This window comes from Vannielia litorea (assembly GCF_019801175.1).
Taxonomy (GTDB): Bacteria; Pseudomonadota; Alphaproteobacteria; order Rhodobacterales; family Rhodobacteraceae; genus Vannielia; species Vannielia litorea_B.
Genome location: NZ_JAHVJR010000001.1, coordinates 3,007,959 through 3,030,470, shown reverse-complemented (window position 1 = coordinate 3,030,470; position 22,512 = coordinate 3,007,959). Strand labels below are relative to the sequence as shown.

The 22,512-nt window shown below is 65.3% G+C and carries 21 protein-coding genes; 5 read left to right on the top strand and 16 right to left on the bottom strand.

The features are described from left to right. The 4 genes from KUV38_RS14845 to KUV38_RS14830 are packed head-to-tail and all read left to right on the top strand — an operon-like array spanning position 1 to position 3,869. Positions 1–1,521 (top strand): aldehyde dehydrogenase (NADP(+)), encoded by a 1,521-nt coding sequence (locus KUV38_RS14845; protein ID WP_222470788.1) that lies wholly within the window; start codon positions 1–3, stop codon positions 1,519–1,521. Continuing rightward, positions 1,518–2,408: a 2-dehydro-3-deoxygalactonokinase gene (locus KUV38_RS14840; protein WP_222470787.1), complete on the top strand. Its 891-nt coding sequence runs from the start codon at positions 1,518–1,520 to the stop codon at positions 2,406–2,408. The genes KUV38_RS14845 and KUV38_RS14840 overlap by 4 nt, the downstream gene beginning before the upstream one ends. A gap of 19 nt (positions 2,409–2,427) precedes the next feature. Next, the gene (locus KUV38_RS14835) at positions 2,428–3,030 is read left to right on the top strand and encodes a 2-dehydro-3-deoxy-6-phosphogalactonate aldolase (protein ID WP_222470786.1); all 603 of its coding nucleotides are present in this window, start codon (positions 2,428–2,430) and stop codon (positions 3,028–3,030) included. Next, positions 3,027–3,869, top strand: coding sequence for an SMP-30/gluconolactonase/LRE family protein (locus KUV38_RS14830; RefSeq protein WP_222470785.1), 843 nt, complete (start codon positions 3,027–3,029; stop codon positions 3,867–3,869). Before KUV38_RS14835 ends, KUV38_RS14830 begins: the two co-directional genes overlap by 4 nt. 78 nt (positions 3,870–3,947) lie before the next feature. On the opposite strand, the gene KUV38_RS14825 is transcribed toward KUV38_RS14830, so the two are convergent. The 10 genes from KUV38_RS14825 to KUV38_RS14780 form a co-directional block, all read right to left on the bottom strand. Beyond that, positions 3,948–5,483 (bottom strand): altronate dehydratase family protein, encoded by a 1,536-nt coding sequence (locus KUV38_RS14825; RefSeq protein ID WP_315898635.1) that lies wholly within the window; start codon positions 5,481–5,483, stop codon positions 3,948–3,950. Then, positions 5,480–6,376 (bottom strand): dihydrodipicolinate synthase family protein, encoded by an 897-nt coding sequence (locus KUV38_RS14820; protein WP_222470784.1) that lies wholly within the window; start codon positions 6,374–6,376, stop codon positions 5,480–5,482. Before KUV38_RS14820 ends, KUV38_RS14825 begins: the two co-directional genes overlap by 4 nt. Next, positions 6,373–6,531: a hypothetical protein gene (locus tag KUV38_RS14815; RefSeq protein ID WP_222470783.1), complete on the bottom strand. Its 159-nt coding sequence runs from the start codon at positions 6,529–6,531 to the stop codon at positions 6,373–6,375. Before KUV38_RS14815 ends, KUV38_RS14820 begins: the two co-directional genes overlap by 4 nt. After that, a complete protein-coding gene (locus KUV38_RS14810) occupies positions 6,532–7,569 on the bottom strand; it encodes an L-talarate/galactarate dehydratase (RefSeq protein ID WP_222470782.1) in 1,038 nt (345 codons plus the stop codon). It abuts the gene before it with no gap. Beyond that, positions 7,569–9,296 carry an L-arabinonate dehydratase gene (gene araD / locus KUV38_RS14805; protein WP_222470781.1) on the bottom strand — a complete coding sequence of 576 codons (1,728 nt, stop codon included), beginning with the start codon at positions 9,294–9,296 and terminating at the stop codon, positions 7,569–7,571. Before araD ends, KUV38_RS14810 begins: the two co-directional genes overlap by 1 nt. Positions 9,297–9,304: 8 nt before the next feature. Continuing rightward, entirely contained in the window at positions 9,305–9,427 is a 123-nt protein-coding gene (locus tag KUV38_RS14800) for a dihydroxy-acid dehydratase (protein WP_222470780.1), read from the bottom strand. A gap of 10 nt (positions 9,428–9,437) precedes the next feature. After that, positions 9,438–11,519, bottom strand: a complete 2,082-nt coding sequence (locus KUV38_RS14795) for a TRAP transporter large permease subunit (RefSeq protein ID WP_222470779.1) — start codon at positions 11,517–11,519, stop codon at positions 9,438–9,440. Positions 11,520–11,659: 140 nt separating this feature from the next. Next, positions 11,660–12,700: a TRAP transporter substrate-binding protein gene (locus KUV38_RS14790; protein WP_222470778.1), complete on the bottom strand. Its 1,041-nt coding sequence runs from the start codon at positions 12,698–12,700 to the stop codon at positions 11,660–11,662. A gap of 279 nt (positions 12,701–12,979) precedes the next feature. Further along, positions 12,980–13,885 (bottom strand): 5-dehydro-4-deoxyglucarate dehydratase, encoded by a 906-nt coding sequence (locus KUV38_RS14785; RefSeq protein ID WP_222470777.1) that lies wholly within the window; start codon positions 13,883–13,885, stop codon positions 12,980–12,982. 10 nt (positions 13,886–13,895) lie between these two features. Further along, positions 13,896–14,612 carry a ribonuclease activity regulator RraA gene (locus tag KUV38_RS14780; RefSeq protein WP_222470776.1) on the bottom strand — a complete coding sequence of 239 codons (717 nt, stop codon included), beginning with the start codon at positions 14,610–14,612 and terminating at the stop codon, positions 13,896–13,898. A gap of 118 nt (positions 14,613–14,730) precedes the next feature. On the opposite strand from KUV38_RS14780, the gene KUV38_RS14775 reads away from it, so the two are divergent. After that, positions 14,731–15,462: a GntR family transcriptional regulator gene (locus KUV38_RS14775; RefSeq protein WP_222470775.1), complete on the top strand. Its 732-nt coding sequence runs from the start codon at positions 14,731–14,733 to the stop codon at positions 15,460–15,462. A gap of 3 nt (positions 15,463–15,465) precedes the next feature. Here the strand turns inward: KUV38_RS14775 and KUV38_RS14770 are convergent, their stop codons facing one another. The 6 genes from KUV38_RS14770 to KUV38_RS14745 are packed head-to-tail and all read right to left on the bottom strand — an operon-like array spanning position 15,466 to position 22,510. Then, the gene (locus KUV38_RS14770) at positions 15,466–16,704 is read right to left on the bottom strand and encodes an enolase C-terminal domain-like protein (RefSeq protein ID WP_222470774.1); all 1,239 of its coding nucleotides are present in this window, start codon (positions 16,702–16,704) and stop codon (positions 15,466–15,468) included. Next, positions 16,697–17,851 (bottom strand): enolase C-terminal domain-like protein, encoded by a 1,155-nt coding sequence (locus tag KUV38_RS14765; RefSeq protein WP_222470773.1) that lies wholly within the window; start codon positions 17,849–17,851, stop codon positions 16,697–16,699. The genes KUV38_RS14770 and KUV38_RS14765 overlap by 8 nt, the downstream gene beginning before the upstream one ends. Further along, complete coding sequence (locus KUV38_RS14760; protein WP_222470772.1) at positions 17,848–18,684, bottom strand: alpha/beta hydrolase; 837 nt, start codon at positions 18,682–18,684, stop codon at positions 17,848–17,850. Before KUV38_RS14760 ends, KUV38_RS14765 begins: the two co-directional genes overlap by 4 nt. Then, on the bottom strand, positions 18,681–20,393 hold the full coding sequence (locus KUV38_RS14755) for an ABC transporter ATP-binding protein (RefSeq protein ID WP_222470771.1): 1,713 nt from the start codon (positions 20,391–20,393) through the stop codon (positions 18,681–18,683). Before KUV38_RS14755 ends, KUV38_RS14760 begins: the two co-directional genes overlap by 4 nt. Continuing rightward, on the bottom strand, positions 20,368–21,531 hold the full coding sequence (locus KUV38_RS14750) for an ABC transporter permease (protein WP_222470770.1): 1,164 nt from the start codon (positions 21,529–21,531) through the stop codon (positions 20,368–20,370). The genes KUV38_RS14755 and KUV38_RS14750 overlap by 26 nt, the downstream gene beginning before the upstream one ends. Next, entirely contained in the window at positions 21,524–22,510 is a 987-nt protein-coding gene (locus KUV38_RS14745; RefSeq protein ID WP_261385239.1) for an ABC transporter permease, read from the bottom strand. Before KUV38_RS14745 ends, KUV38_RS14750 begins: the two co-directional genes overlap by 8 nt. Positions 22,511–22,512: the final 2 nt, after the last annotated feature.

The following is a 22,512-nucleotide window of genomic DNA, read 5'->3' as shown; positions in this document are numbered from 1 at the left end:
ATGAGCTTTACCCCCAAGTCCAAGCACCTGATCGCCGGCGAATGGCTCGATGGCCCGTCGACTTTCAAATCCGAGCCCGCCCACGGCGAGGCCTTCGACTATCCGGTCGGCACGCCTGATCTGGTGAACAAGGCCTGCGAGGCGGCGGAAGAGGCCTTCTGGACCTATGGGTACAGCTCACGCGAGACCCGGGCGAAGTTTCTCGACACCATCGCCGACGAGATCGAGGCGCGCGGTGACGAGATCACCGAGATCGGCACCTCCGAGACCGGTCTGCCCGAGGCCCGCCTTCAGGGCGAGCGCGGCCGCACCACCGGCCAGCTCCGCCTCTTCGCCTCGCACATCCGCGATGGCGGCTACCTCGACGTGCGCCATGACGAGGCGCTGCCCGACCGTGCCCCGCTGCCCCGGCCCGACCTGAAGATGGTCCAGCGCCCGATCGGCCCGGTCGCCGTCTTCGGCGCCTCCAACTTCCCGCTCGCCTTCTCCACCGCAGGCGGCGACACCGCTGCTGCGCTGGCTGCGGGCTGCCCCGTGGTGGTCAAGGGCCACTCCGCTCACCCCGGCACCGGCGAGATCGTCGCCCAGGCCATCGACGCCGCGATCCAGAAGTGCGGCATCCACCCCGGCGTGTTCTCCCTGATCCAGGGCGGCAAGCGTGACGTGGGCACCACCCTCGTCGAGCACCCGCTGATCAAGGCCGTGGGTTTCACCGGCTCGCTGGGCGGGGGCCGCGCGCTCTTCAACCTCTGCGCCGCCCGCCCCGAGCCGATCCCCTTCTTCGGTGAGCTCGGCTCCGTGAACCCGATGTTCGTGCTCCCCGAGGCCGCCAAGGCGCGCGGCGCCGCGATGGGCGAAGGCTGGGCCGGGTCGCTCACCATGGGCGCAGGCCAGTTCTGCACCAACCCCGGCATCGCCGTGGTCGAGAAGGGCGCAGACGGCGACGCCTTCGTTTCCGCCGCCAAAGAGGCGCTCTCCAAGGCCGCCCCGCAGACCATGCTCACCGACGGCATCGCCAAGGCCTATCAAGACGGCAAGGCCCGCTTCGACGGCCGCAATGCCGTGCAGCCGCTGTTGACCAACGCCGACGAGGGCCGCAATGCCAGCCCCAACCTCTATGAAACCGACGCCGCGGCCTACCTGCAGGACCACGCGTTGGGCGAGGAGGTCTTCGGCCCCCTCGGGCTGGTTGTACGGGTGAATGGTAAAGAAGAGATGGAGACGCTTGCGAAAGGCTTCGAAGGCCAGCTCACCGCCACCATCCACATGGATGAGGGCGACACCGAACGCGCCCGCGCCCTGATGCCGATCCTCGAGCGCAAGGCGGGCCGCATCCTCGTCAACGGCTTCCCGACCGGCGTTGAAGTGGCCGACACCATGGTCCACGGCGGCCCCTACCCGGCCTCCACCAACTTCGGCGCCACCTCCGTCGGCACCCTCTCGATCCGCCGCTTCCTGCGCCCGGTCTGCTACCAGAACATGCCCGACGCGATCCTCCCCGAGGACCTCGCAGGCGCATGACCGCTGCTTGGATCGCGGCCGATTGGGGCACCTCCAACCTCCGCCTCTGGGCCATCGGTTCCGAGGGGGAGGTGATCGGCCGCGACTCCAGCAGCTCGGGCATGGGCACGCTCGCGCCCGAGGGCTATGAGCCCGCCCTCCTCGCCCTCGCCGAAAAATACCTCGGTGACGGCCCCACCGACGTGCTCGTCTGCGGCATGGCCGGCGCCAAGCAGGGCTGGGTCGAGGCGCCCTATGCCTCTGCCCCCTGCAAGCCCTCCGGCCTCGCCCCGGTGAGCGCCCCCACCAATGACCCGCGCCTGCGCGTGCGCATCCTGCCCGGCGTCAGCCAGCAGGACCCGGCAGACGTGATGCGCGGCGAAGAAACACAAGTCGCAGGCTTCCTCGCCGGCAACCCCGACTTCGACGGTATCCTCTGCCTGCCCGGCACCCACTCCAAATGGGTCCACGTCTCGGCAGGCGAGATCGTCAGCTTCCGCACCTTCATGACCGGCGAGCTCTTCTCGTTGCTCTCCTCGCAGTCGGTGCTGCGCCACTCGCTCCACGGCGAGGGCTGGGACGACAGCGCCTTTGCCGAGGCCGCCTCCGAGGCCATGTCCCGCCCCGAGCGCCTCGGCTCTTCACTCTTCTCCCTCCGCGCCGCTTCGCTGCTCACCGGCCTCGCGCCCGGCACCGCCCGCGCCCGCCTTTCCGGCATGCTCATCGGCCTCGAACTCGCTGCCGCGCGCCCCTACTGGCTCGGCCAGCGCGTCGCCCTCATCGGCGGCCCGCTCCTGACCGAACCCTACGCCAAGGCCCTCGCCGCCCAAGGCCTCGCCCCCGAAACCCACGATGGCGACAACCTCGCGCTGGCAGGCCTCACCGCCGCCCGCATGGCCCTCGTCTGACGCCGCACCGGAGCCGCCCATGACCCGCAACATCGTCGCCATCCTCCGCGGCCTGACGCCGCCCGAGGCCGTCACCATCGGTGAAACCCTCATCGCCGCCGGGATCACCAAGATCGAGGTGCCGCTCAACTCGCCCGACCCGCTCGCCTCGATCGCCGCGATGGTGCAGGCCTTCCCCGAGGCGGTGATCGGCGCAGGCACCGTGCTCACCGCAGGCGACGTGGCCCATGTCGCCGCAACCGGTGCCCGCCTCATCGTCTCGCCCGACACCAACCCGGCGGTGATCGACGCGACAGTGGCCGCAGGCATGCTTTCCTACCCCGGCATCATGACCCCGTCCGAGGCCTTCACCGCGCTGCGCCACGGCGCCACCGGCCTCAAGCTCTTCCCCGGCTCGTTGCTCGGCCCCGAGGGGCTCAAGGCCATCCGCGCCGTGCTGCCCGCAGGCACAGAGGTGCTCGCCGTGGGCGGGGCAGGGCCCTCCAACTTCGCCAACTGGGCTGCGGCGGGCATCTCGGGCTTCGGGATCGGCTCCGCGCTCTACAAGCCCGGCGACACGCCGGCGCAGGTGGCCGATAGGGCCGCCGCCATCGTCGCGGCCTACGATGAGGTCATGCCATGAGCGAGGTTTACGACTCCCGCGCCTGCCGCCTTGGTGAGGGCCCGCTCTGGCACCCGCTCCGCCGCCAACTCTTCTGGTTCGACATCCTCGAAGCCCGCATGCTGACGCAAACCGACGAAGGCCCCCACGAGTGGACCTTTCCCGAGCTGGTCTCCGCCGCTGGCTGGCTCTCCGAAGACGTGTTGCTCATCGCCTCCGAAACCCAGCTCTTCACCTTCGATCTCGACACCGGCGTGCGCGAACACATCGCCCCGCTGGAGGCCGACAACTCCGTAACCCGCTCCAACGATGGCCGCGCAGACCCAATGGGCGGCTTCTGGATCGGTACTATGGGCAAGAAGGAAGAAAAGGGCGCAGGCGCGATCTACCGCTACTACAAGGGCGAGCTCAGGCAGCTCTACGGCGAGATCACCGTCAGCAACTCGATCTGCTTCGCCCCCGGCGGGCGGTTGGCCTATTGGTCCGATACGGTGACGCAGAAGATCATGCGCACGCCGCTCGACGCCGAGGGCTGGCCGTCCGGCGAAGCGGAGGTTTTCGTCGATCTGGCCGCCGAAGGCCTCTACCCCGATGGCTCGGTGGTGGACAGCGAAGGCGCGCTCTGGAACGCCCAATGGGGCGCAGGCCGCGTGGTGCGTTACCTGCCCGATGGTAGCGCCGATAAAATGATCGAGGTCGGCGGCGAGAAATCCACCTGCCCCGCCTTCGGCGGCGAGGGGCTGACCACGCTTTACGTGACCACCGCCTGCGGCGGCATGGAAAAGGATGGTAAGCAGGGTGTCACTTACATGGCCCCCGCCGGTGTGGCGGGCCTGCCCGAACCGCAGGTCATCCTCTGACCCGCGAGGACGCCTCGAAGGGCGGACGAGCGCACGCGGCGCCCGCTCATCAAGCCCCTCGGGCTTTCTTCGCCCCCGCTATCCCGTCACCCCAATCGGCCAGGGCGCGAACTCCTCTTCGCCCACACCCAGCGCTTCGCTCTTCGATTTCTCCCCACTGGCCACCGCCAGCATCTTCTCGAAGATCTCCTGCCCGACCTCGTCCAGCGACTTGTCGCCGTCGATCACCGTGCCGCAGTTCACGTCCATGTCGCCGGTCATCCGGCCATACATCGGCGTGTTGGTCGCCAGCTTGATCGTCGGCGCGGGCATCGAGCCAAAGCAGCTCCCCCGGCCGGTGGTAAAGCATACGAGGTTCGCCCCACCGGCAATCTGCCCTGTGGCGCTCACCGGGTCGTAGCCCGGCGTGTCCATGATCACGAGGCCCTTCTCCAGCACCGGGTAGGCATATTCATAGACCGCGTTGATCCCGGTCGAGCCGCCCTTCTTCGAGCCGCCCAGCGACTTCTCGATCACATTGGCCAATCCGCCCGCATTGTTTCCAGGCGAGACCCGCCCGTTCATCTGCACATCCCGGCCCTCGTTGTACTTGAGCCACCAGTTGATCCGCTCGATGAACTTTTGCCCCACCTCAGGCGTCTTCGCCCGCGCCGTCAGCGTATGTTCCACGCCATAAAGCTCCGGCGTCTCAGAGAGGATCGCCGTGCCGCCGTGCTTTACCAAGATGTCCACAGCCTTCCCCAGCGCCGGGTTGGCCGACAGGCCCGAGAACCCATCCGATCCACCGCACTGAAGCCCCACCATCAGGTGCTCCGCGCTTACCGGCTCCCGCTCGATCGCGTTGGCCTCGTCCAGCATCTCGCGGATCACCCGCTTGCCTTCCTCCACCGCCGCCGCCGTGCCGCCGACATGCTGCATGGTGATCGCCCGCAGCATCTTGCCGCTCTCCAGCGACTCCTTCTCGAAGAACTCGCCCAGATTGTTCCGCTCGCAGCCCAGCGAGCACACCAGCGCCCCCGCCGTATTCGGATGCCGGATATACCCGGCAAGCGTGCGCCGCAGCAGGTCCATCGGCTCGCCGGTCATCTCCATGCCGCAGCCCTGCTGGTGAACAAAGGCCACCACGCCATCGACGTTCGGCCACTTCTCCAGCCGCTCCTCGTCGAAGTAGGCGCTGATCTTCCGCGCCACCGTGGCCGAGCAGTTCACCGTGATGAAAATCCCGATGTAATTGCGCGTGCCAATCCGCCCGTCCTTCCGCCGGATTCCCATGAACCGTGCGCGCTCTTCCTCGGGCAGCACCGGCGTTTCCACGTAATCCTTTGAAAAGCGGTAGTCTTTCTGGAAGTCATCCACGAGCACATTGTGCGAGTGCAGCCACGTCCCCGGCACAATATCCTCGCCCGCAAAGCCGATGATCGTCGCGTATTTCAGGATCGGCTCGCCCTTGCGGATCTCCCGCGTGGCGATCTTGTGGCCCAGCGGCACCTCCTGCAGCGTGGTCACGCCCTCGCTCGCCACGACCGTACCAGCAGCAATCTCGACCCGCGCCACAACCACGTTGTCGGCTTCATCCAGCCGGATCACCGGCGATTTTTCCATCACGTCGCTCACAGCAACCCCGCCTCTTTCATGAAGCCCATCAAATCCGCCGTCTGCCGCTCGGTCAGCCCGCTGGCCCCCGGCGGGCGGCACGCCCCGCAGTCCATCCCCTGCGCCGAGAGTGCGGCCTTCACCCCGGTCACGTTGGTCCCGCCCATCTCCTCGGCGCGGATGTCCTCGAACACCCGCATCCCCTCGATGAGCCGCGCCGCGCCCGGGTAGTCCCCCGCCGCCAGCGCATCGCGGATCGCCACCGAGCGTTCCGGCCACACGTTGATGAGCCCGCTGGTGAACCCCCGCGCCCCCACCGCATAGAGCGGCGGCGCCCAGACCTCGGCGAGCCCCGCGACCCAGATCACATCTTCCGGGCTCTCCTCGATCGCCCGCGACAGGTTCAGCGCATTGGTCGTCGCCCATTTCACCCCGGCCACGCCTTCGATGGAGCAGATCTCGGCAATCGCCTTCGGCCCCATCCCGTCGTTGCGCAGATACAGCATCACCGGCAGCCCGTCGCCTGCATCCACCACGCGCTTTACATAGTCCGAATACCCACGCGGCGACACAAAGGGGTCCGGCGTCTGGTGGATCATCAGCGCATCCGCCCCGGCCTTGGCCGCGTGTTTGGCCGCCCTCTCCGCCTCGCGGATGCTGCGCCCGATCCCGGCAAACACCGGCGCCCGGCCATCGACCATCTCGACCACCGAAGAGCACATCCGCGCCGCCTCGGCCTCTTCGAGGCTATAAAACTCACCCGTATTCCCGTTCACCACGAGAATATCCACACCAGCCCCAACAGAGCGATCGATGATCGGCACCAGCTTCTCCGGCGCGATCTCGCCGTCATCGCCATAGGGCGTGACGAGAATGCCAGAAATCCCGGCCAGCGCTTCCCTTATCCGGCTCATGCCGCACCTCCAAAGCTCTCTTCGGCCCGCGTCCACTCCCGCGCCTTGTCGCTCAGCGTAAAGCCAAGGCCGGGGCGCTCGGGCACATGCATCTTGCCGCCCGAAATCTCCAACTGCTCGTTGAAAAGCGGCAGCCACCATTCAAAATGCTCCACCTAGCCCTCGCTGCCATAGGCCGCCGCCGCGTGGATGTGCAATTCCATCACCATATGCGGCGCAAGCTCGATCCGCGCCGCCTCGGCCATGGTCATTACCTTCAGCATCGGGGTGAAGCCGCCAATCCGGCATACGTCCAGCTGGTTCACATCGCAGCCGCCCTTGCCGATCAGGTCAAAGTGCTCCTGCGGCGAGGTCAGCATCTCGCCGGTCGCCACCGGGGTCGCCAGATTGCGGGCCAGCTCGGCGTGGCCGTCAAAATCCCATGCGTCCAGCGGCTCCTCGATGAAGGCGAGGCCCATGCCGTCGACCACCCGGCCGAATTGCAGCGCATAGGCCCGGTCCCACTGCTGGTTGGCATCGATCATCAAGGCAATGTGCTCGGGCAGATGGGCGCGCATCGCGTCGATCCGCTTGAGGTCTTCCTGCCCGTCCGGCTGGCCGACCTTCATCTTGATCCCGCCGATCCCATTGGCAATCGAACGGTCCGCCGCCGCCTTCATCTCATCAATCGAGGCCTGCAAGTATTGCCCCTGCGAATTGTAGATCCGCACGCTATCCCGATGCGCGCCAAAGAGCTTGGCCAGCGGCAGGCCCGCCCGCCGCGCCTTCATGTCCCACAGCGCCACGTCAAAGGCGCAGACCGCGTGATAGGCCATGCCGCCGCGCCCGAGCGAGATGCTCTGCCACGCGAGCCGTTCCCATATCCGGTTGATATCGTTTGGGTCCTGCCCGATGAGAAACGGCGCCAATTCGCAGCCGAGCGCAAACATCCCCGGCCCGCCGGCACGCAACGTGTAAGAAAACCCGAGGCCCGTGTGTCCGCCTTCGCTCACCATCTCCACCATCAGCAGATCGAGCGCCGCGAGCGGGCTCTGCCGCCCGGTCAGCACCTTGGCGTCGCTGATCGGCTTGTCCATCGGCACCACCACGTGCCGCAGGGTGACACTCTCGATCCGGTCGGTCTGAAAGCGCGGCTTGTGCCCGGCCATAGGAGGCCGCGCGGCAATGCGCCGCTCGCTCAGATCGAGGCCCATCAGTTGATCTCCGGTTCGGGAACGGGCGCGCCGAAATCGGTGCGCAGGTAGTCAAAATCGCAGCCCTTGTCGGCCTGCTCGATATGCTGGCTGAACATCGCGCCATAGCCACGCTCGTAACGCGGGGGCGGGGCCTGCCAGGCCTTGCGGCGCTCGGCCAGCTCCTCGTCGGAAACCTCCATCTCCAGCTTGCGTGCCTTGATATCCAGCACCACCATGTCGCCGGTCTTCAGCAACGCCAGCGGGCCGCCCACATAGGCCTCGGGGGCAATGTGCAGCACGCAGGCGCCATAGCTGGTGCCGCTCATCCGCGCATCGCTCATCCGCACCATGTCGCGAATGCCCTGCTTCAGCAGCGCCTTGGGCATCGGCAGCATCCCCCACTCCGGCATCCCCGGCCCGCCCTGCGGCCCGGCGTTGCGCAGCACGAGCACAGTGTCGGCAGTCATCGGGTGGTCTTCGTCGTTGATGATCTCTTTCAGCTCGGCGTAGCTGTCGGCCACCAGCGCAGGGCCACGGTGCTGCCAGAAATCCGGGTTGCAAGCGGCGGGCTTGATCACCGCGCCATCGGGCGCGAGGTTGCCCTTCAGCACCGCGAGGCTCCCCTCATGGTAAACCGGGTTGGAGAGCGGCCGGATCACATCGTCATTGAAGTTCTTCGCGCCGTCGATGTTCTCTCCCACGGTCTTGCCGGTCACGGTCATCGCGCCCAGCTCCAGCTTGTCGCCCAGCTCCGCCATCAGCGCGGGCAGACCGCCAGCATAGAAGAAATCTTCCATTAGGTATTTGTCGCCCGAGGGCCGCAGGTTGGCGAGCACCGGCACCTCGTGGCCAATCCGGTCGAACTCATCCAGCGTCAGGTCGATCCCCGCCCGCCGCGCCATTGCCAGCAGGTGAATGACGGCGTTGGTCGAGCACCCGGTCGCCATCGCCACCCGCACAGCATTGCGCGTGGCCTCCCATGTGATGATCTTTTCCGGCGTCAGGTCTTCCCAGACCATCTCCACCGCGCGCCGCCCGCAGGCTGCCGCCATCCGCTTGTGGCCCGCATCCGGCGCCGGGATGCTGGAGGCACCCGGCAGGCACAACCCGAACCCTTCGGCGATGCTCATCATCGTCGAAGCGGTGCCCATCGTCATGCAGGTGCCGTAGCTGCGGGCAATCCCACCCTCCACGCCGTCCCATTCTTCTTTTCCGATGGTGCCCGCGCGCCGCTCGTCCCAGTATTTCCACACATCCGTGCCCGAGCCGAGCTTCTGGCCCGCGTAATTGCCCCGCAGCATTGCGCCCGCAGGCATGAAGATGAAGGGAATGCCCATGCTGATCGCGCCCATCACCAGCGCGGGGGTGGACTTGTCGCAGCCCCCCATCAGCACCACGCCATCCACCGGATGCGAGCGCAGCACCTCTTCCACCTCCATCGCACCGAAGTTGCGATAAAGCATCGAGGTTGGCTTGAGGAACTGCTCGCTGAAGCTCTGCACCGGCATCTCCACCGGCATCCCCCCGGCCTGATACACGCCCTTCTTCACAAACTCCGCGCGGTCGCGCAGGTGGTGATGGCAGGGCGACAGGTCCGACCATGTGTTGATGATCGCGATGACAGGTTTGCCTTCCCAGTCATTGCCATCGAGCCCCATCTGGCGCGCTCGGGAGCGGTGGCCCATCGAGCGCAGGTCATCCGGGGCGAACCACCGGGCGGATCGCAGGTCTTCAGGCTTCTTCATGGCGAACCTCAGGAGATGGGGGTGGCGAAGGTGAACATCAGCGTAATGATCACCCCGGCCAGCACCAGCCCCCCGATCCAGGGCCAGAGGCCATAGCCGTTGATGTCTTCGTGAGAGTCTCTGCCGATCATGTCAGCCTCCTCAGTTCAAGAGTTCGGGCAGCCACAGCGCGATCTGCGGGAACATCATCACCAGAACGAGGCCGGTGATCTGCAGCGCGATGAAGGGCAGCACGGATAGGAAGATTTCCTGCAGCGTCACATCCTTGGGCGCAACCGACTTGAGCCAGAAGCAGGCCGGGCCAAAGGGCGGCGACAGGAAGTAGATCTGGATGTTCATCACAAAGAGGATGCCGAACCAGATCTTCGCCTGATCCTCGGTGAGGCCAAGCTCGGGCGCCAGTGTCATCACCACTGGCGCAAAGACCGGCACGGTAATGAGCACGATGGCGATCCACTCCATGAAGGTGCCCAGCACCATCAGGATCAGCATCATCACGATCACGGTGCCCATGGCCGAAAGCCCGAGGTTCAGGAACAGCGACCGGATGAAGTCACCACCACCGACGAGGTTGAAGATCCCCACGAAGGAGACAGCGCCGAGGATCAGCCAGATGATCGTGCCCACCGTGGTCATGGTGCCCAGCAGCGAGGCCGAGATCACATCCCAGTTGAACCGGTTGCGCACGGCGGCGATGAAGAGCGCGCCGATGCAGCCCACCGCGGCGGACTCGGTGACCGAGGCGATGCCGCCGTAGATCGAGCCCATCACCATCGCAATGAGGATCACGCAGAGGATCACCGCCGTCAGCCGCTCACGGCTCAGCTTCTGCTTGGTGCCGGTGATTTCCGCCACCTCTGCCGCCGTGGGGGCCATCGAGGGGTTCAGGTTCACCCGGATCAGCACGTAACCGGCGTAGAAGGTCGCCAGCATGATGCCCGGGATCGCACCGGCCATGAACAGATCGCCAATCCCCACCTCGGCGGACACGCCGTAAACGATGGTGATGATCGAGGGTGGGATCAGCGTCGCCAGCGCACCGGCGGCACAGATCAGGCCAATCGAGAGCTTGCGGTCATAGCCAAGGCGGAACATCTGCGGCAGGGCGACAAGCCCCAGCATCACGATCTCGCCGCCCATCACGCCCGACATGGCCGCCAGGATCACCGCCACCACGGTGGTCTGCACCGCCACGCCGCCGCGCAGGTTGCCGGCAAAGATGCTCATCGCGTCAAACAGGTCTTCGGCGATGCCCGCCCGTTCGAGGATCGAGGCCATCAGCACAAAGAAGGGCACGGCCACGAGGCTGTAGTGCTCGAGCAGGCCCGCCGCGTTGGACGACACCAGGAACAAGCCGCGCGGGCCAAAGAAGCCGACCGCCATGATGACCGAAACGAAGAGCGTCACCACGCCCAGCGGCATGCCGGTCATCATCAGCACGATCAGCAGGATCACCATGATCAGCGAGATGGTGCCAAGGTCCATGCTGCGCAGTTGCAGCGCCTTCGACGGGTCCATCGACGCGCCCAGCCCCGAGATCCAGTCGGACACCGCCTTGAAGATCTGAATGTCCAGCACATGGCTCAGGAAGGCGGAGACGAAATAGAACACGAAGTAGACGGCCACCGCCTTCACGATCAGCTTCGCCCAGCCGGAGCTGAGGTGGCGATGCAGGTTCATCGTGAGCTGTGCCAGATACATGAACGCGCCCAGCACCATCAGGCTCTTCATCATGAAGGGCAGGGGAGAGTTGAAGGCCGAGCCAGAGGTCTCCACCCGCATCACGCTGTCATAGGCCCGCACCGAGGCGTCGGTCAGCAGCATGTAGAGCGCGAAGATGCCCACCACCATGGCCAGCAGGTCGAGCCACCAGCGGGTGCCGGGGCTGGCAATGTTGTGGATGACGGTGATCGCAATGTGCCGCTTCTTCATCGTCACGTAACCGGCAGAGAGCATCCACGCGGCGGCAACGGTGACCATCACCGTCTCGAAGGCCCAATAGGTTGGCTGGTTCAGCACGTAGCGCGAGAAGACCTCCCAGAGGGTGGCCAGCGCGGCGATCATGTAAAAGGTCGAAACCGCAATGCCCACAACGTGGCTGGTGTGTTCGACAGGCGTGTAATCCGCCATCGCCAGATCAGCCTCGTCGTCATGGTGCAACGGGTCCTGATCGGCAATCTCGGCGTGGCTGGCCTGCACGGCCTCGTCGTATCGCTGGGTCATCTGCGCGCTCCCCTTGGCCCTCTCAGGGGCCGTCCCTCTCGCGGAAATTCTGGTAGCCCCGTAGGGCAAAGATCGGCTGTGCCCCTTGGGGCAAGAGTGGCCTGCGCCCGCCGGTCAGGGGGCGCAGGCTCAAGCTGGGCTCAGAGCAGCCCGGCTTCTTTCATGAAGGCGACATGCGCGTCATAGACTTCCTGAGCCAGCTCGGTCTGAGAGGCAAAGGCGCTCCAGGCTTCCTGGGCGATGACACGGAGCTTGTCGCGCTCTTCCTGCGGCCAGTCGATGATCTCCAGTTCACCGGCAGCCTTGTCGCGGGCCACCAACTGGCGGTCGAGACGGTCGAAGTGCTGACGCAGCCCGTTGTAGGCGGCGAGATACCAGGTCTCGAGCGCCACACGCTCCTGCTCGCTCAGCTCGTCATAAACCTGCTGGCTGATGGTGAACTGCAGGATCGGAGTGGAGTGGATGCCGGGGAAGATCGGGTATTTGGCGATCTTGTGCATCCCGTTGGCGTCGTTGTTGGCATAGGCCGAGTTGTCGGCGGCGTCGATCACGCCCTTCTCCAGCGCGCCATAGGTCTCCGAGCCGGACATCGACACAGGCGCAGCACCCGCGCGCTTGAACACGTCAGCGGCAAGGCCCTCGGGCGAGCGGATCTTCAGGCCCTGCAGGTCTTCCACGCCGCGCACCGGCACCTTTGAGACAAAGGCCTCGCGGGCATAGGCGCCGCAGCCAACCACATGCACACCCGGGAAGTGGGCATCAAAGAGCTTTTGCAGCATCTCCTTGCCGCCGCCCTGCGCACAGAAGGCCTGGATCTGGTCGGCGCTGTCGTAGCCCGCGATCAGGTCGCCCATCAGCGCAAAGGCCGGGTCGACACCGGCGAAGTAGTTGATCGAGGTGAGGTCGCCGTCGAGGATGCCAACGCCGATGGCTTCGGCGGTCTCGCGGCGCGGCACCACCGCGTCCACGGGCAGAAGCTCGACACCCAGCGAACCGCCGGTCATCTCTTCCAGCTTGGGCACCCACTCTTCGTTGAGATAGGCCAGCGAAGCGTGGCTGGCGTTCGAGCTGGTCTGAATTTTCAGAGTCCGCTCGGCGGCCATCGAGGCCGTCGCCATGGCGCCGATGACGGAAGCCACCGCAAGGGTGCTGACCGTCTTGGCGAGGGTTTTGAATGTCATTGGTATCCTCCCGTTTACCTGTTTCGGGCCGCGCGCCCGGTCCTCCCCTGACGCTGCGACTCGCTTACTGATATATTAGTGACCCAATTGCGGCAAGCCTCCAGCCAAGGCGCCGGGCAAAAAGGTTACAAAAGAGAAGGGCCGCCGTGCCTTGTGGCAACGAAGCGGCCCTCCACAATTTTGGCGCATCGCGTATGCATGGAATGTGCATAGGATGTGCATCAGTTGTGTATCCCCCGATTTCAGCGCATCGGTGGGTCGTTAACCTTCAGCGCAGGTTTATTTGCGCCCCGCGATGAGCTGCTCCATCAGGCCCATTTCCTCGTCGGTCAGGTCGGTCAGCGGGCTGCGAACCGGCCCGGTTTCAAAGCCGCGCAGCTTCACGCCCGCCTTGATCGCGCTCACCGCATAGCCGGTCTTGCGGTCACGGATCTTGGCGAACGGATAGTAGAAATCGCGCAGCATCTGCTCGCATTTCGCATCGTCACCGGAGGTGAAAGCAGCATGGAACTCCAGCGCCGTCTCGGGGACAAAGTTGAACACAGCCGAGGAGTAGGTGGGCATCCCCGCGCCGCTATAGGCCTGCGCGAACAGCTCATGCGTGGGCATCCCGCCTATGTAGCTCAACCGGTCGCCCATACGCACGGTGATGCGCCGCACGGTGTCGATATCGCCGGTGCCATCCTTGAAGCCGATCAGGTTGGGGCATTCGTCCGCCAGACGCGCGATCATGTCTTCCGTCACCCGCGCCTGGCCCCGGTTGTAAACGATCACGGCCATCTTGGTGGCTTTGCAGACCGCCCGGATATGCGCCTCGATCCCGTCCGCCGGTGCGCCGATCAGGTAGTGCGGCAGCAGCAGGATACCGTCGCCGCCCGCCGCCTCGATGCCCTGCGCAATCTCGCAGGCCAGCCGCGTGCCGTAGCCGCAGCCGGCAATGATCGGCTGGCCCGGCTGGGCCTCCTTGGCGACCTTCACCACATCCACGATTTCCTGCGGCGTCAGCGAGAACATCTCGCCCGTGCCGCCCGCCACAATGAGCCCCGCGACCTCGTAATCGCTCAACCATTCCAGATGCTTGCGGAACGGATCGGCGGCAAATCCCCCGTCCTCGCCAAACGGCGTGACCGGGAAAGAGAGCAGCCCGGTCTTGATGCGGGCCTGAAGATCTTTGTTGTCGAGCATGGGGTTTTCCTCAGCGGTTGTTCTCTTTGCGCCAAGTCTCGAACTTGGCCAGGTTCTCTTCCTTGGTGGCCGGGTAGAGGCCGATGATCGTCGCGCCCTCCTTCACCTGCTCCACCACGAAATCTTCATAGGCGGTCATCTCCACCGCCTCGGCGCTCACCTCTTCGGCAATCTCCGCCGGGATCACGATGACGCTCTCGTAGTCACCCACGATCACGTCACCGGGGAAGACCGCCACATCGCCACAGCCGATCGGGCCGTTGATCTCGATCGCCTCGTGCAACGTCAGGTTGGTCGGGGAGGAGGGGCGGTTGTGATAGGCCGGGATGTCGAGGCCCGCGATGGTGCCCGCATCGCGAAAGCCGCCATCGGTGACAACCCCCGCGCCGCCGCGCACCATGAGCCGGGTGATCAGGATGTCGCCCGAGGACGCCGCGCGCGGGTCCTTCCGGCTGTCCATCACCATCACGTGGCCTTCCGGGCATTGCTCAATGGCCTGCCGCTGCGGGTGGTTCGGATCGCGGAAGACAACCAGCTGGTTCCGGTCTTCTCGCGCGGGAATGTAACGAAGCGTAAAGGCCGGCCCGACCATATTGCGGCCCTTCACGGCCACCGGCCGCACATCCTGCAACACCTGATTGCGCAGACCGCGCTTGTAGAGGGCAGTTGCGAGCGTGGCGACAGAAACGCCCATCAGCCGCTCGCGGATCTCTTCAGTGAACGACATGGCGCAACCTCCCGTGTTCTGGCTCGTGTCGCGCCAACTGATATATTAGTGCCTCTGGTCTTGCAATGGCCCACTCGGGTTGGCAGAATGCCGTAGTTTCAGGGTTGATAACGCTAACATGAACGATCAGGGCACCTTCACAGACGTCATCGCCCGCCTCGGAATCGGGGCTGACGGGCGTGGTGCCCCGCAAACTGCCGCGGCCCGCACGCTCGATTCGCTCCGCCGCCGGATCATCTCTCTCCAGCTCCCGCCCGACACCGTGCTCACCCGCAATGATCTCGCCCGCGAGTATGGCATCAGCCAGACCCCGCTGCGGGACGCCTTGCAAAAGCTCGAGGCCGAGGGGCTGGTGGATATCTTCCCCCAGAGCAAAACCCTCGTCACCCGCATCGACCCCGACGAGATCGAAGAGGCCCACTTTTTGCGCCGCTCGGTCGAGATTGAGGTGGTTCGCAAGCTGGCTTCCGAGGGCGTGGGCGAAAACACCCTGACCCGGCTCAAGACCTTGGTTTCCATGCAGGAAATGGTGATCGCCAATGGCGATGACATCTCCGCCTTTCAGGATATCGACGACGCCTTCCACCAGGCCCTGCTCGCCGCTGCCGGCTACGCTGGGCTGCACCGGCTGATCCGCTCCCGCTCCGGTCACCTCAACCGCCTGCGGCGGCTCGATATGTGGGATGACGAGAAGGTCAGCCGGATCATTCGCGAGCACCGTGAGATTATCGCCGCGCTGGCGGCCGGCGATGCCGAGCAGGCCGTGGCCGCCGTGCGCAACCACCTGAGCCAAACCGTCAGCCGCCTTGAAAAGCTCCGCGCCGATCACCCCGCCTACTTCCCCGATTGACCGTCAGAACTTCGGCCGGCCAAAGGTCCAGTCCGGCCAGTGCTTGCGCATCTCGGTGGCATCGTCACGCTTGGTGTAGCCGCAGGCGAGGTAGTTCTGGTTCAGTCGCGCCAGCGCCTCTCGGTCCAACGTCACGCCCAGCCCCGGCCCCTCAGGCACCGCCAGCGAGCCGCCTTCAAAGGCGAGTTTGCCGCCCTCGATCACCTCATCCACCTGCCACGGCTGATGCGTGTCGCAATCGTAGGTGAGGTTCCGTGTGGCGGCGGCCAGATGGGTCATCGCCGCCAGTGAGATACCAAGGTGCGAGTTGGAGTGCATGCCCAGCCCCAGCCCCCATAAATCGCAGATATGGGCCAGCTGGCGGCAGGCCATCAGCCCGCCCCAATAGTGGTGATCGCTAAGGATCACCCGAAAGGCATCCTGCGCCATGTTCGAGGGAAGATGCGCGTTTTCAACGACATACATGTTTGTCGCCAGTGGAATATCGGTCGCCGCCTGCACCTGCGCGTTCTCGCTCAGCCCGGCGGTCGGGTCTTCGAGGTATTCCACCAGCCCGGTCAGCCGGGGCAGCAGCTTTAGCGTGGTCTCCACCGTCCAGCCGCCGTTCGGATCGATCCTCAAGGGCGCATCGGGGAAGGCCGCGCGAAGCGCCTCCAGCCCGGCAATCTCTTCTTCCGGCTCCAGCACGCCCGCCTTCAGCTTGATCGCCTTGAAACCGTTCTGAATCACCATCTTGCGGGCCTGTTCCACCAGCCCCTCCGGAGTAAGTGCCTCGCCCCAGTCATCGGTCGTGCCATCGGCGTGGGCGCCGAACTTGTAAAACAGATAGGCCGAGAACGGCACGCGTTCACGCACCTGCCCGCCCAGCAGGTCCACCACCCGCTGCCCGGTCGCCTTGCCGAGCGCGTCCCACATCGCCACTTCAATGGCGGCGACAACCCGTGGCACCACGGCCTCCGCCCCGGTGTAGCCCTCCGTCCGTCCGCCGCCCTGCGCCGCCGCCCAGAGCGCATTGAGGTCAGTCACCTTGCGGCCGACCATTGCGGCCCCCGCAGCCTTGATCCCCTCCACAACCGCCGCCGCGCCGTAGCTCTCGCCAAGACCCACCACGCCATCTTCGGTTTCCACCTCGATGATCGAGCGGAGCGCGAACGGCTGGTGGCAGCCCGCGTTGTTCAGCAGCGGCGGATCGGCGAAGGCGATGGGGGTGACGCGAACGTCCGCGATGTGCAGGTCAGTCATTATTCACCCGATGCGCCTCGATGTATTCCATGTTCAGGTCCTGCCCCAGCCCCGGCTCCTCGCGGCCATGCACATAGCCATCGGCATCCATCTCGTCGTCGATTCTGTTCTGGTAGTCCGCCGGCGCGTCGTAATCTATGAAGGGGTGCAGCAGCCCGCGCTCGTAGTAGGTGCAGTTGTGCGAGGCCAAGGCCACGGCGAGGTTACCCGCCCCGGTGCCATGCACCTCGCAGGCCATGTGGAAGCTCTCTGCCATATGGGCGCATTTCATCGCCGGGCTGATCCCGCCGACATCCCACACCCCTGTGCGGACCATGTCGCAGGCGTCATGCTTGACCCATTCGGCGCGGGTCCAATGCTTGCCGGTCATCGTCTCCGGCCCCAGAATGTTGAGCCCCGTGCTCGCGGTGAGCCACTTGTAGGAGCTCATTGAGGCCTCCTCCATCGGCTCCTCCATCCAGACAAAATCGAGCTCCGCCAGTTTGTTGGCGAGCCAGAGCACATCGCTGCGTGGGTAGAAGTGATGCGGGTCGAGCATCAGCGGGATATCGGGGCCGACGACCTCGCGCACGGCGGCGCAGGCGCGGTAGTCGAGCTTCACGTCCGGCGCGCCGGGCATCGGGACCATCCAGCCGTGCAGCTTGATGGCCTTATAGCCGCGCCCGAGCATCCATTCGGCAAAGCGGGCGTAATCCTCGGGTGTGGCCAGCCCGCCCTCCATGTCATCGCCGCACATGGTCGAGCCATAGGCGAGAATCTTGGGTCGGTAACCGCCGATCAGCTTCCAGACCGGCTGGCCCGTGACCTTGCCCATCAAGTCCCAGAGCGCGAGGTCGACGGCGGTGAGCGCACGGTCGGTCAGCTGCCCGCCCGAGAGCCGCTGCCACTTGTAGATCGCATACCAGGCCCGCTCGATCAGCAGCGGGCTTTGCCCGATCAGGTTGGGTCGCACAAAGCGCTCCAGCACATCCGGGCGCAGGTCGGTCGGGCGGCAAATGGCCTGACCAACGGTGCCATCGTCGCAGGTGATCTGCAGCAACGCCGAAGTGCCGGTGCCTTCCGGGCCGGGATGGTTGTGCCCGTCGCTGTCGCGCTGGGTGTAGGTGCGGTGGGTGAAGGTGATCGCCTCGACGCGCTCGATCTTCATGTGAGGGTCTCCTTGAGAAAATGTGCGGCCCGCGTGATGCAGGCCTCGGCGGCAGGCACGAGGCGCCCGCGATTGATGAATCCGTGAGTCACGCCCGGCTCCACGTGCCAGGTGGTCGGCACCCCGGCGTTTTGCAGCGCGTCCGCCATGGCTTCGTTCTCGCTGCGCAGAACGTCCACTTCAGCGGCGATTAGCAGGGCGGGCGGCAGGCCATGCAGGTCGGCCTTAAGCGGGGCGATCAAAGGGTCGCGGGATTGGCCCGGGTCATACATGGCGAAGAGCTCCTGCATCCGGGTGCGGGTCAGGCCGGGGCCGGCCTCGTGGCGGCGGTAACTCTCTGTCTCGAAATCGTCGCCATAGACCCCATAGAACAGCACCATTCCGGCGAGCGGCACATCGGTCGAGAGCGCGGTTGCCAGTGCGAGGTTGGCCCCTGCCGAGGCGCCTCCGATGGCGAGTTTTCCACCCTTCGCGGCGAGGAAGTCCAGCGCAGCCCGGCAATCCTCCAGCCCGGCGGGGAAGGGGTGGGCCGGGGCGAGCCGGTAGCTGATGCTCAGCACATCCCACCCGCTCTGCAGCGCCATCCCGGCTGCCGAAGGCTGGTGCAGCTCGATAGAGCCTCCCGCCCATCCGCCGCCGTGGATGTATAGCAAGGTCCCGGCCCCGCCGCCCCTGTAGAGCCGCGCCCGCTGCGACTGGCCACCTCCGCCCGTGTAGCAGAGATCCTCGAAAGGCGCCTCGGGCACTCCTTCGTTCCAATAGGCCGCAGCCTCCTCGGGCGAGGGGAAGTCCCCCAGCGCGATCACCTCCGCGATGCCTTCGGCGTAGCTCACGCCCCCTCTCCCAAATAGCGGTGCCGCTGGCGGGTGCCGCGCAGGGCCGGGTCGGCGATGGGCACAGACGAGAGCAGCGCCTGCGTGTAGGGGTGCTGCGGGTTCTGGATGATCTCCTCGGTCTCGCCGATCTCAACGATCTTGCCGCGATACATCACCGCAACCCGGTCACAGAAATAGCGGATCACAGCCATGTCGTGACTGATGAAGATAAAGCTGAGGCCCATTTCTGCCTGGAGCCGCAGCAGCAGGTCGAGCACCTGCGTCCGGATCGAGACGTCGAGCGCCGAGGTCGGCTCGTCCGCGATCACCAGCTTGGGCTCCAGCGCGATGGCGCGGGCCACCACGATCCGTTGCCGTTGCCCGCCCGAGAAGGCGTGTGGGTAGCGCTCCATCATCTCGGGTTGGAGACCTACCTCGCGCAGCAGCGTCGCCACCCGGTCCTCGAGCTCGGAGCCGGAGGCCACGCCGTTCACCACCAGCGGCTCGGCGATGAGTTGCTTCACGGTCATCCGCGGGTTCAGCGAGGCAAACGGGTCCTGAAAGATCATGCGGATCTGCTGGCGATAGCTTTGCAGTTCCGCCTTGCCCGCCGTCACGAGGTTGGAGCCGCGATAATCCACCGTGCCTTCCGGGTCATACACCCGTGCAATGCAGCGGCCCACGGTCGTCTTGCCCGAGCCGCTTTCGCCCACGATCCCCAGCGCCTCGCCCTCCTTGAGCGAAAAGCTCACGCCGTCCACTGCCTTGGTCACATCCGTCACCCGCTGAAGGAACCCCTCGCGCTTCTCGAAGTGCAGCCGCAAGTCATCGACCCGCAAAATCTCCTTTGCATCCGCCGCAGGCCGCACTTTGGCCGCAGCAGGTTCCTCCAGCCGCTTCACAGCGCCCAGCAGGCGCTTGGTGTAGGGGTGGTGTTGCTCGGCAAAGAGCGGCCCGGTCTCGCCGGTCTCCACCACATGGCCCTTCTCCATCACCACCACGTCATCAGCCAGTTCGGCGACCACCCCCATGTCGTGGGTGATGAACATGATCGCCATGTTCAGCTCGACTTGGAGCTTGCGCATAAGGTCGAGGATTTCGGCCTGCGTGGTGACATCCAGCGCGGTGGTTGGCTCATCGGCGATCAGCACATCGGGGTGGCACGAGAGCGCCATGGCAATCATCGCGCGCTGGCGCATGCCGCCGGAGAACTCGAAGGCGTATTGATCCAAGGCCTTCTCCGGCTTCGGAATTTCCACCTGCTCCAGCATCTGGCGGGCGATCTCGCGGGCCTCCTGCTTGGTGCAGTCACGGTGCAGCCGCACGGCCTCGATGATCTGGTTGCCGATGGTATGAACCGGGCTGAGGCTGCTCATCGGCTCCTGAAAGATCATCCCGATCTTGCCGCCCCTGATATCGCGGATCGCCTTGCCGCGCGGGTCCAGCGCGGTGGTTTCGATCTCGCTGCCCTTGGAGGGGCGGAACAGCACCCGCCCGCCGTTGATCTGCCCGGGCCTCGGGACCATATTCAGGATCGCCCGCGCGGTGACGCTCTTGCCTGAGCCGGACTCCCCCACAATTGCCGTTGTCCGCCCGCGGTTCAGCTCGAAGCTGACACCGTGGAGCACGTCGAACATACCCTTGCGGGTGTTGAACCCGACGTTGAGGTTTTCGACCGACAGGATCGGGCGGCTGCTTGCTTCAGTGGCCATAGGGGTCTGCGGCATCGCGCATGCCGTCTCCAAGGAAGTTGAAAGCCAGAACCGCGACGACAACAAAGCCGCCGGGGATGAAGAGCCAAGGGGCCTGGCTGATCGAGCGGATGTTCTGCGCCTCTTTCAGCAGTACGCCCCAGCTGATCGCGGGGGGCTGAAGTCCGAGGCCGAGGAAGCTCAGGCCGGTTTCTGCGAGGATCATCAGCGGGATCGCCAGCGTCAGCGATGCGATTATGTGGCTGGTCAGCGAGGGCAGCATGTGGCGGTAGATGATCCGCTTTTCGCTAGCCCCGTCGAGCCGGGCTGCGATGACGAAATCGTCGTTCTTCATCGCCAGAAATCGCCCGCGCACCACGCGCCCCAGCTCCGTCCACCCCACGAGACTGACAATCAGGGTAATGACGAAATACTGCTGGTAGATCGGCCATGAGGGCGGCAACGCGGCGGCCAGCGCCAGCCAGATCGGGATGGTCGGCAGGCTGAGCACGAACTCGATCAGCCGCTGGATCACCGTGTCGATCCGTCCGCCGTAGTAGCCCGAGATCCCGCCCAGCGTGATGCCGAGCACCAGCGCAATCGCCACGCCGACGAGGCCGATGCTCATGGAAATCCGGGTGCCGTAGACAACGCGGGAGAACATGTCGCGCCCCAGCCTGTCGGCCCCGAAGAGGAAGAAGTTGTCACGCGGTTTGACCGTGGCCAACAGATGAATGTCGGTCTCCCAGAGGCCCCAGAACTTGTACTCTTGCCCGCGCCCGAAAAGTCGCAGGTAGATCTTTTCGCCGCTCGGGACGTAGGTCACGGCCAGCGTGTCGGGGTCGCGCTCGCGGTCCATCTCGTAGACGTAGGGGCGGAAGCTCCAGCCATCTTCGCTGCTGTCGATGAAATGGATCATCTGCGGCGGGTGATACACGGCGCGACGGTTGCTGTCAGTCGGGTCGTTCGGGGCCACGAAGCCAGCGAAGAGCGATACGATGTACATGAAGCCGATCACCCAGAGGCCGATCATCGCCAGCCGGTGCTTTTTGAAGGCCCACCACGTGAGTTGCCACTGCGAGGCGATTGCCACCTCATCGGGCGAGTGCGCCTCGGCCACGGCGAGCGGCTCGTCGGGCTGGTCTGGCAGGGCTTTGGAGGGAGTCTCAGTCATACTTCACCCGCGGATCGAGCAGAACGAGCAGGATGTCTGAAAGCAGCATCCCGATCACGGTGAGGGAAGAGAGCATCAGCACGAAGGCCCCGGCGAGATACATATCCTGCGCCAGCAGCGCCTGAAGCATCAGCGGCCCGGCGGTGGGCAGGCTCAGCACGATGGCGGTGACGACCGCGCCTGACACGAGGTTGGGGAGCACCCAGCCGATGGTCGACACGAAGGGGTTCAGAGCCACGCGCACCGGGTATTTCATGATGAGCCAGAACTCGGAGAGTCCTTTGGCGCGGGCGGTGTCGACGTAGGGCTTGTTCAGCTCATCCAGCAGGTTGGCCCGCATGATGCGGATGAGCGAGGCCGTGGCCGAAGTGCCCAGCACGACGACCGGTAGCCAGAGGTGTTTCATCAGGTCCCAGACCTTGGCCCAGCTCCACGGGGCGTTCTTGTACTCATTGGAGAAGAGGCCGCCGACATCTGCGCCAAAGTGGACGACGCCGATGTACATGAGGATCAGCGCGAGCAGAAAGTTGGGGGTGGCGAGGCCGATGAAGCCGATGGTGGTGGCGAGGTAGTCGCCGAAGGAATACTTGCGCACGGCGGAATAGACGCCGATGGGGAAGGCAACGGCCCATGTGAAGAGCAAGGTCGCCATCGAGAGGCAAAGCGTCAGGCCCATGCGGCCCCAGACAAGATCGGAAACCGGCTGCCGCCATTCGAAGCTCATCCCGAAGTCGCCTACCAGGAGGCGGCTCACCCACTTGAAATACTGCACGTAGAGTGGCTGGTCGAGGCCGAAGCGGGCGCGGAGGTTTTCAATTGAGGCCTGGTCCAGCACCTCGTTGCTCTCGCCCAGCTTGGCGATATAGGTCGTCAGGTAGTCTCCCGGCGGCGCCTGGATGAGCAGGAAGGCGACGATGGAGACACCGAAGAGAAACGGCACCATCCAGAGGATGCGTTTCAGGATGTAACGCCAGATCATTG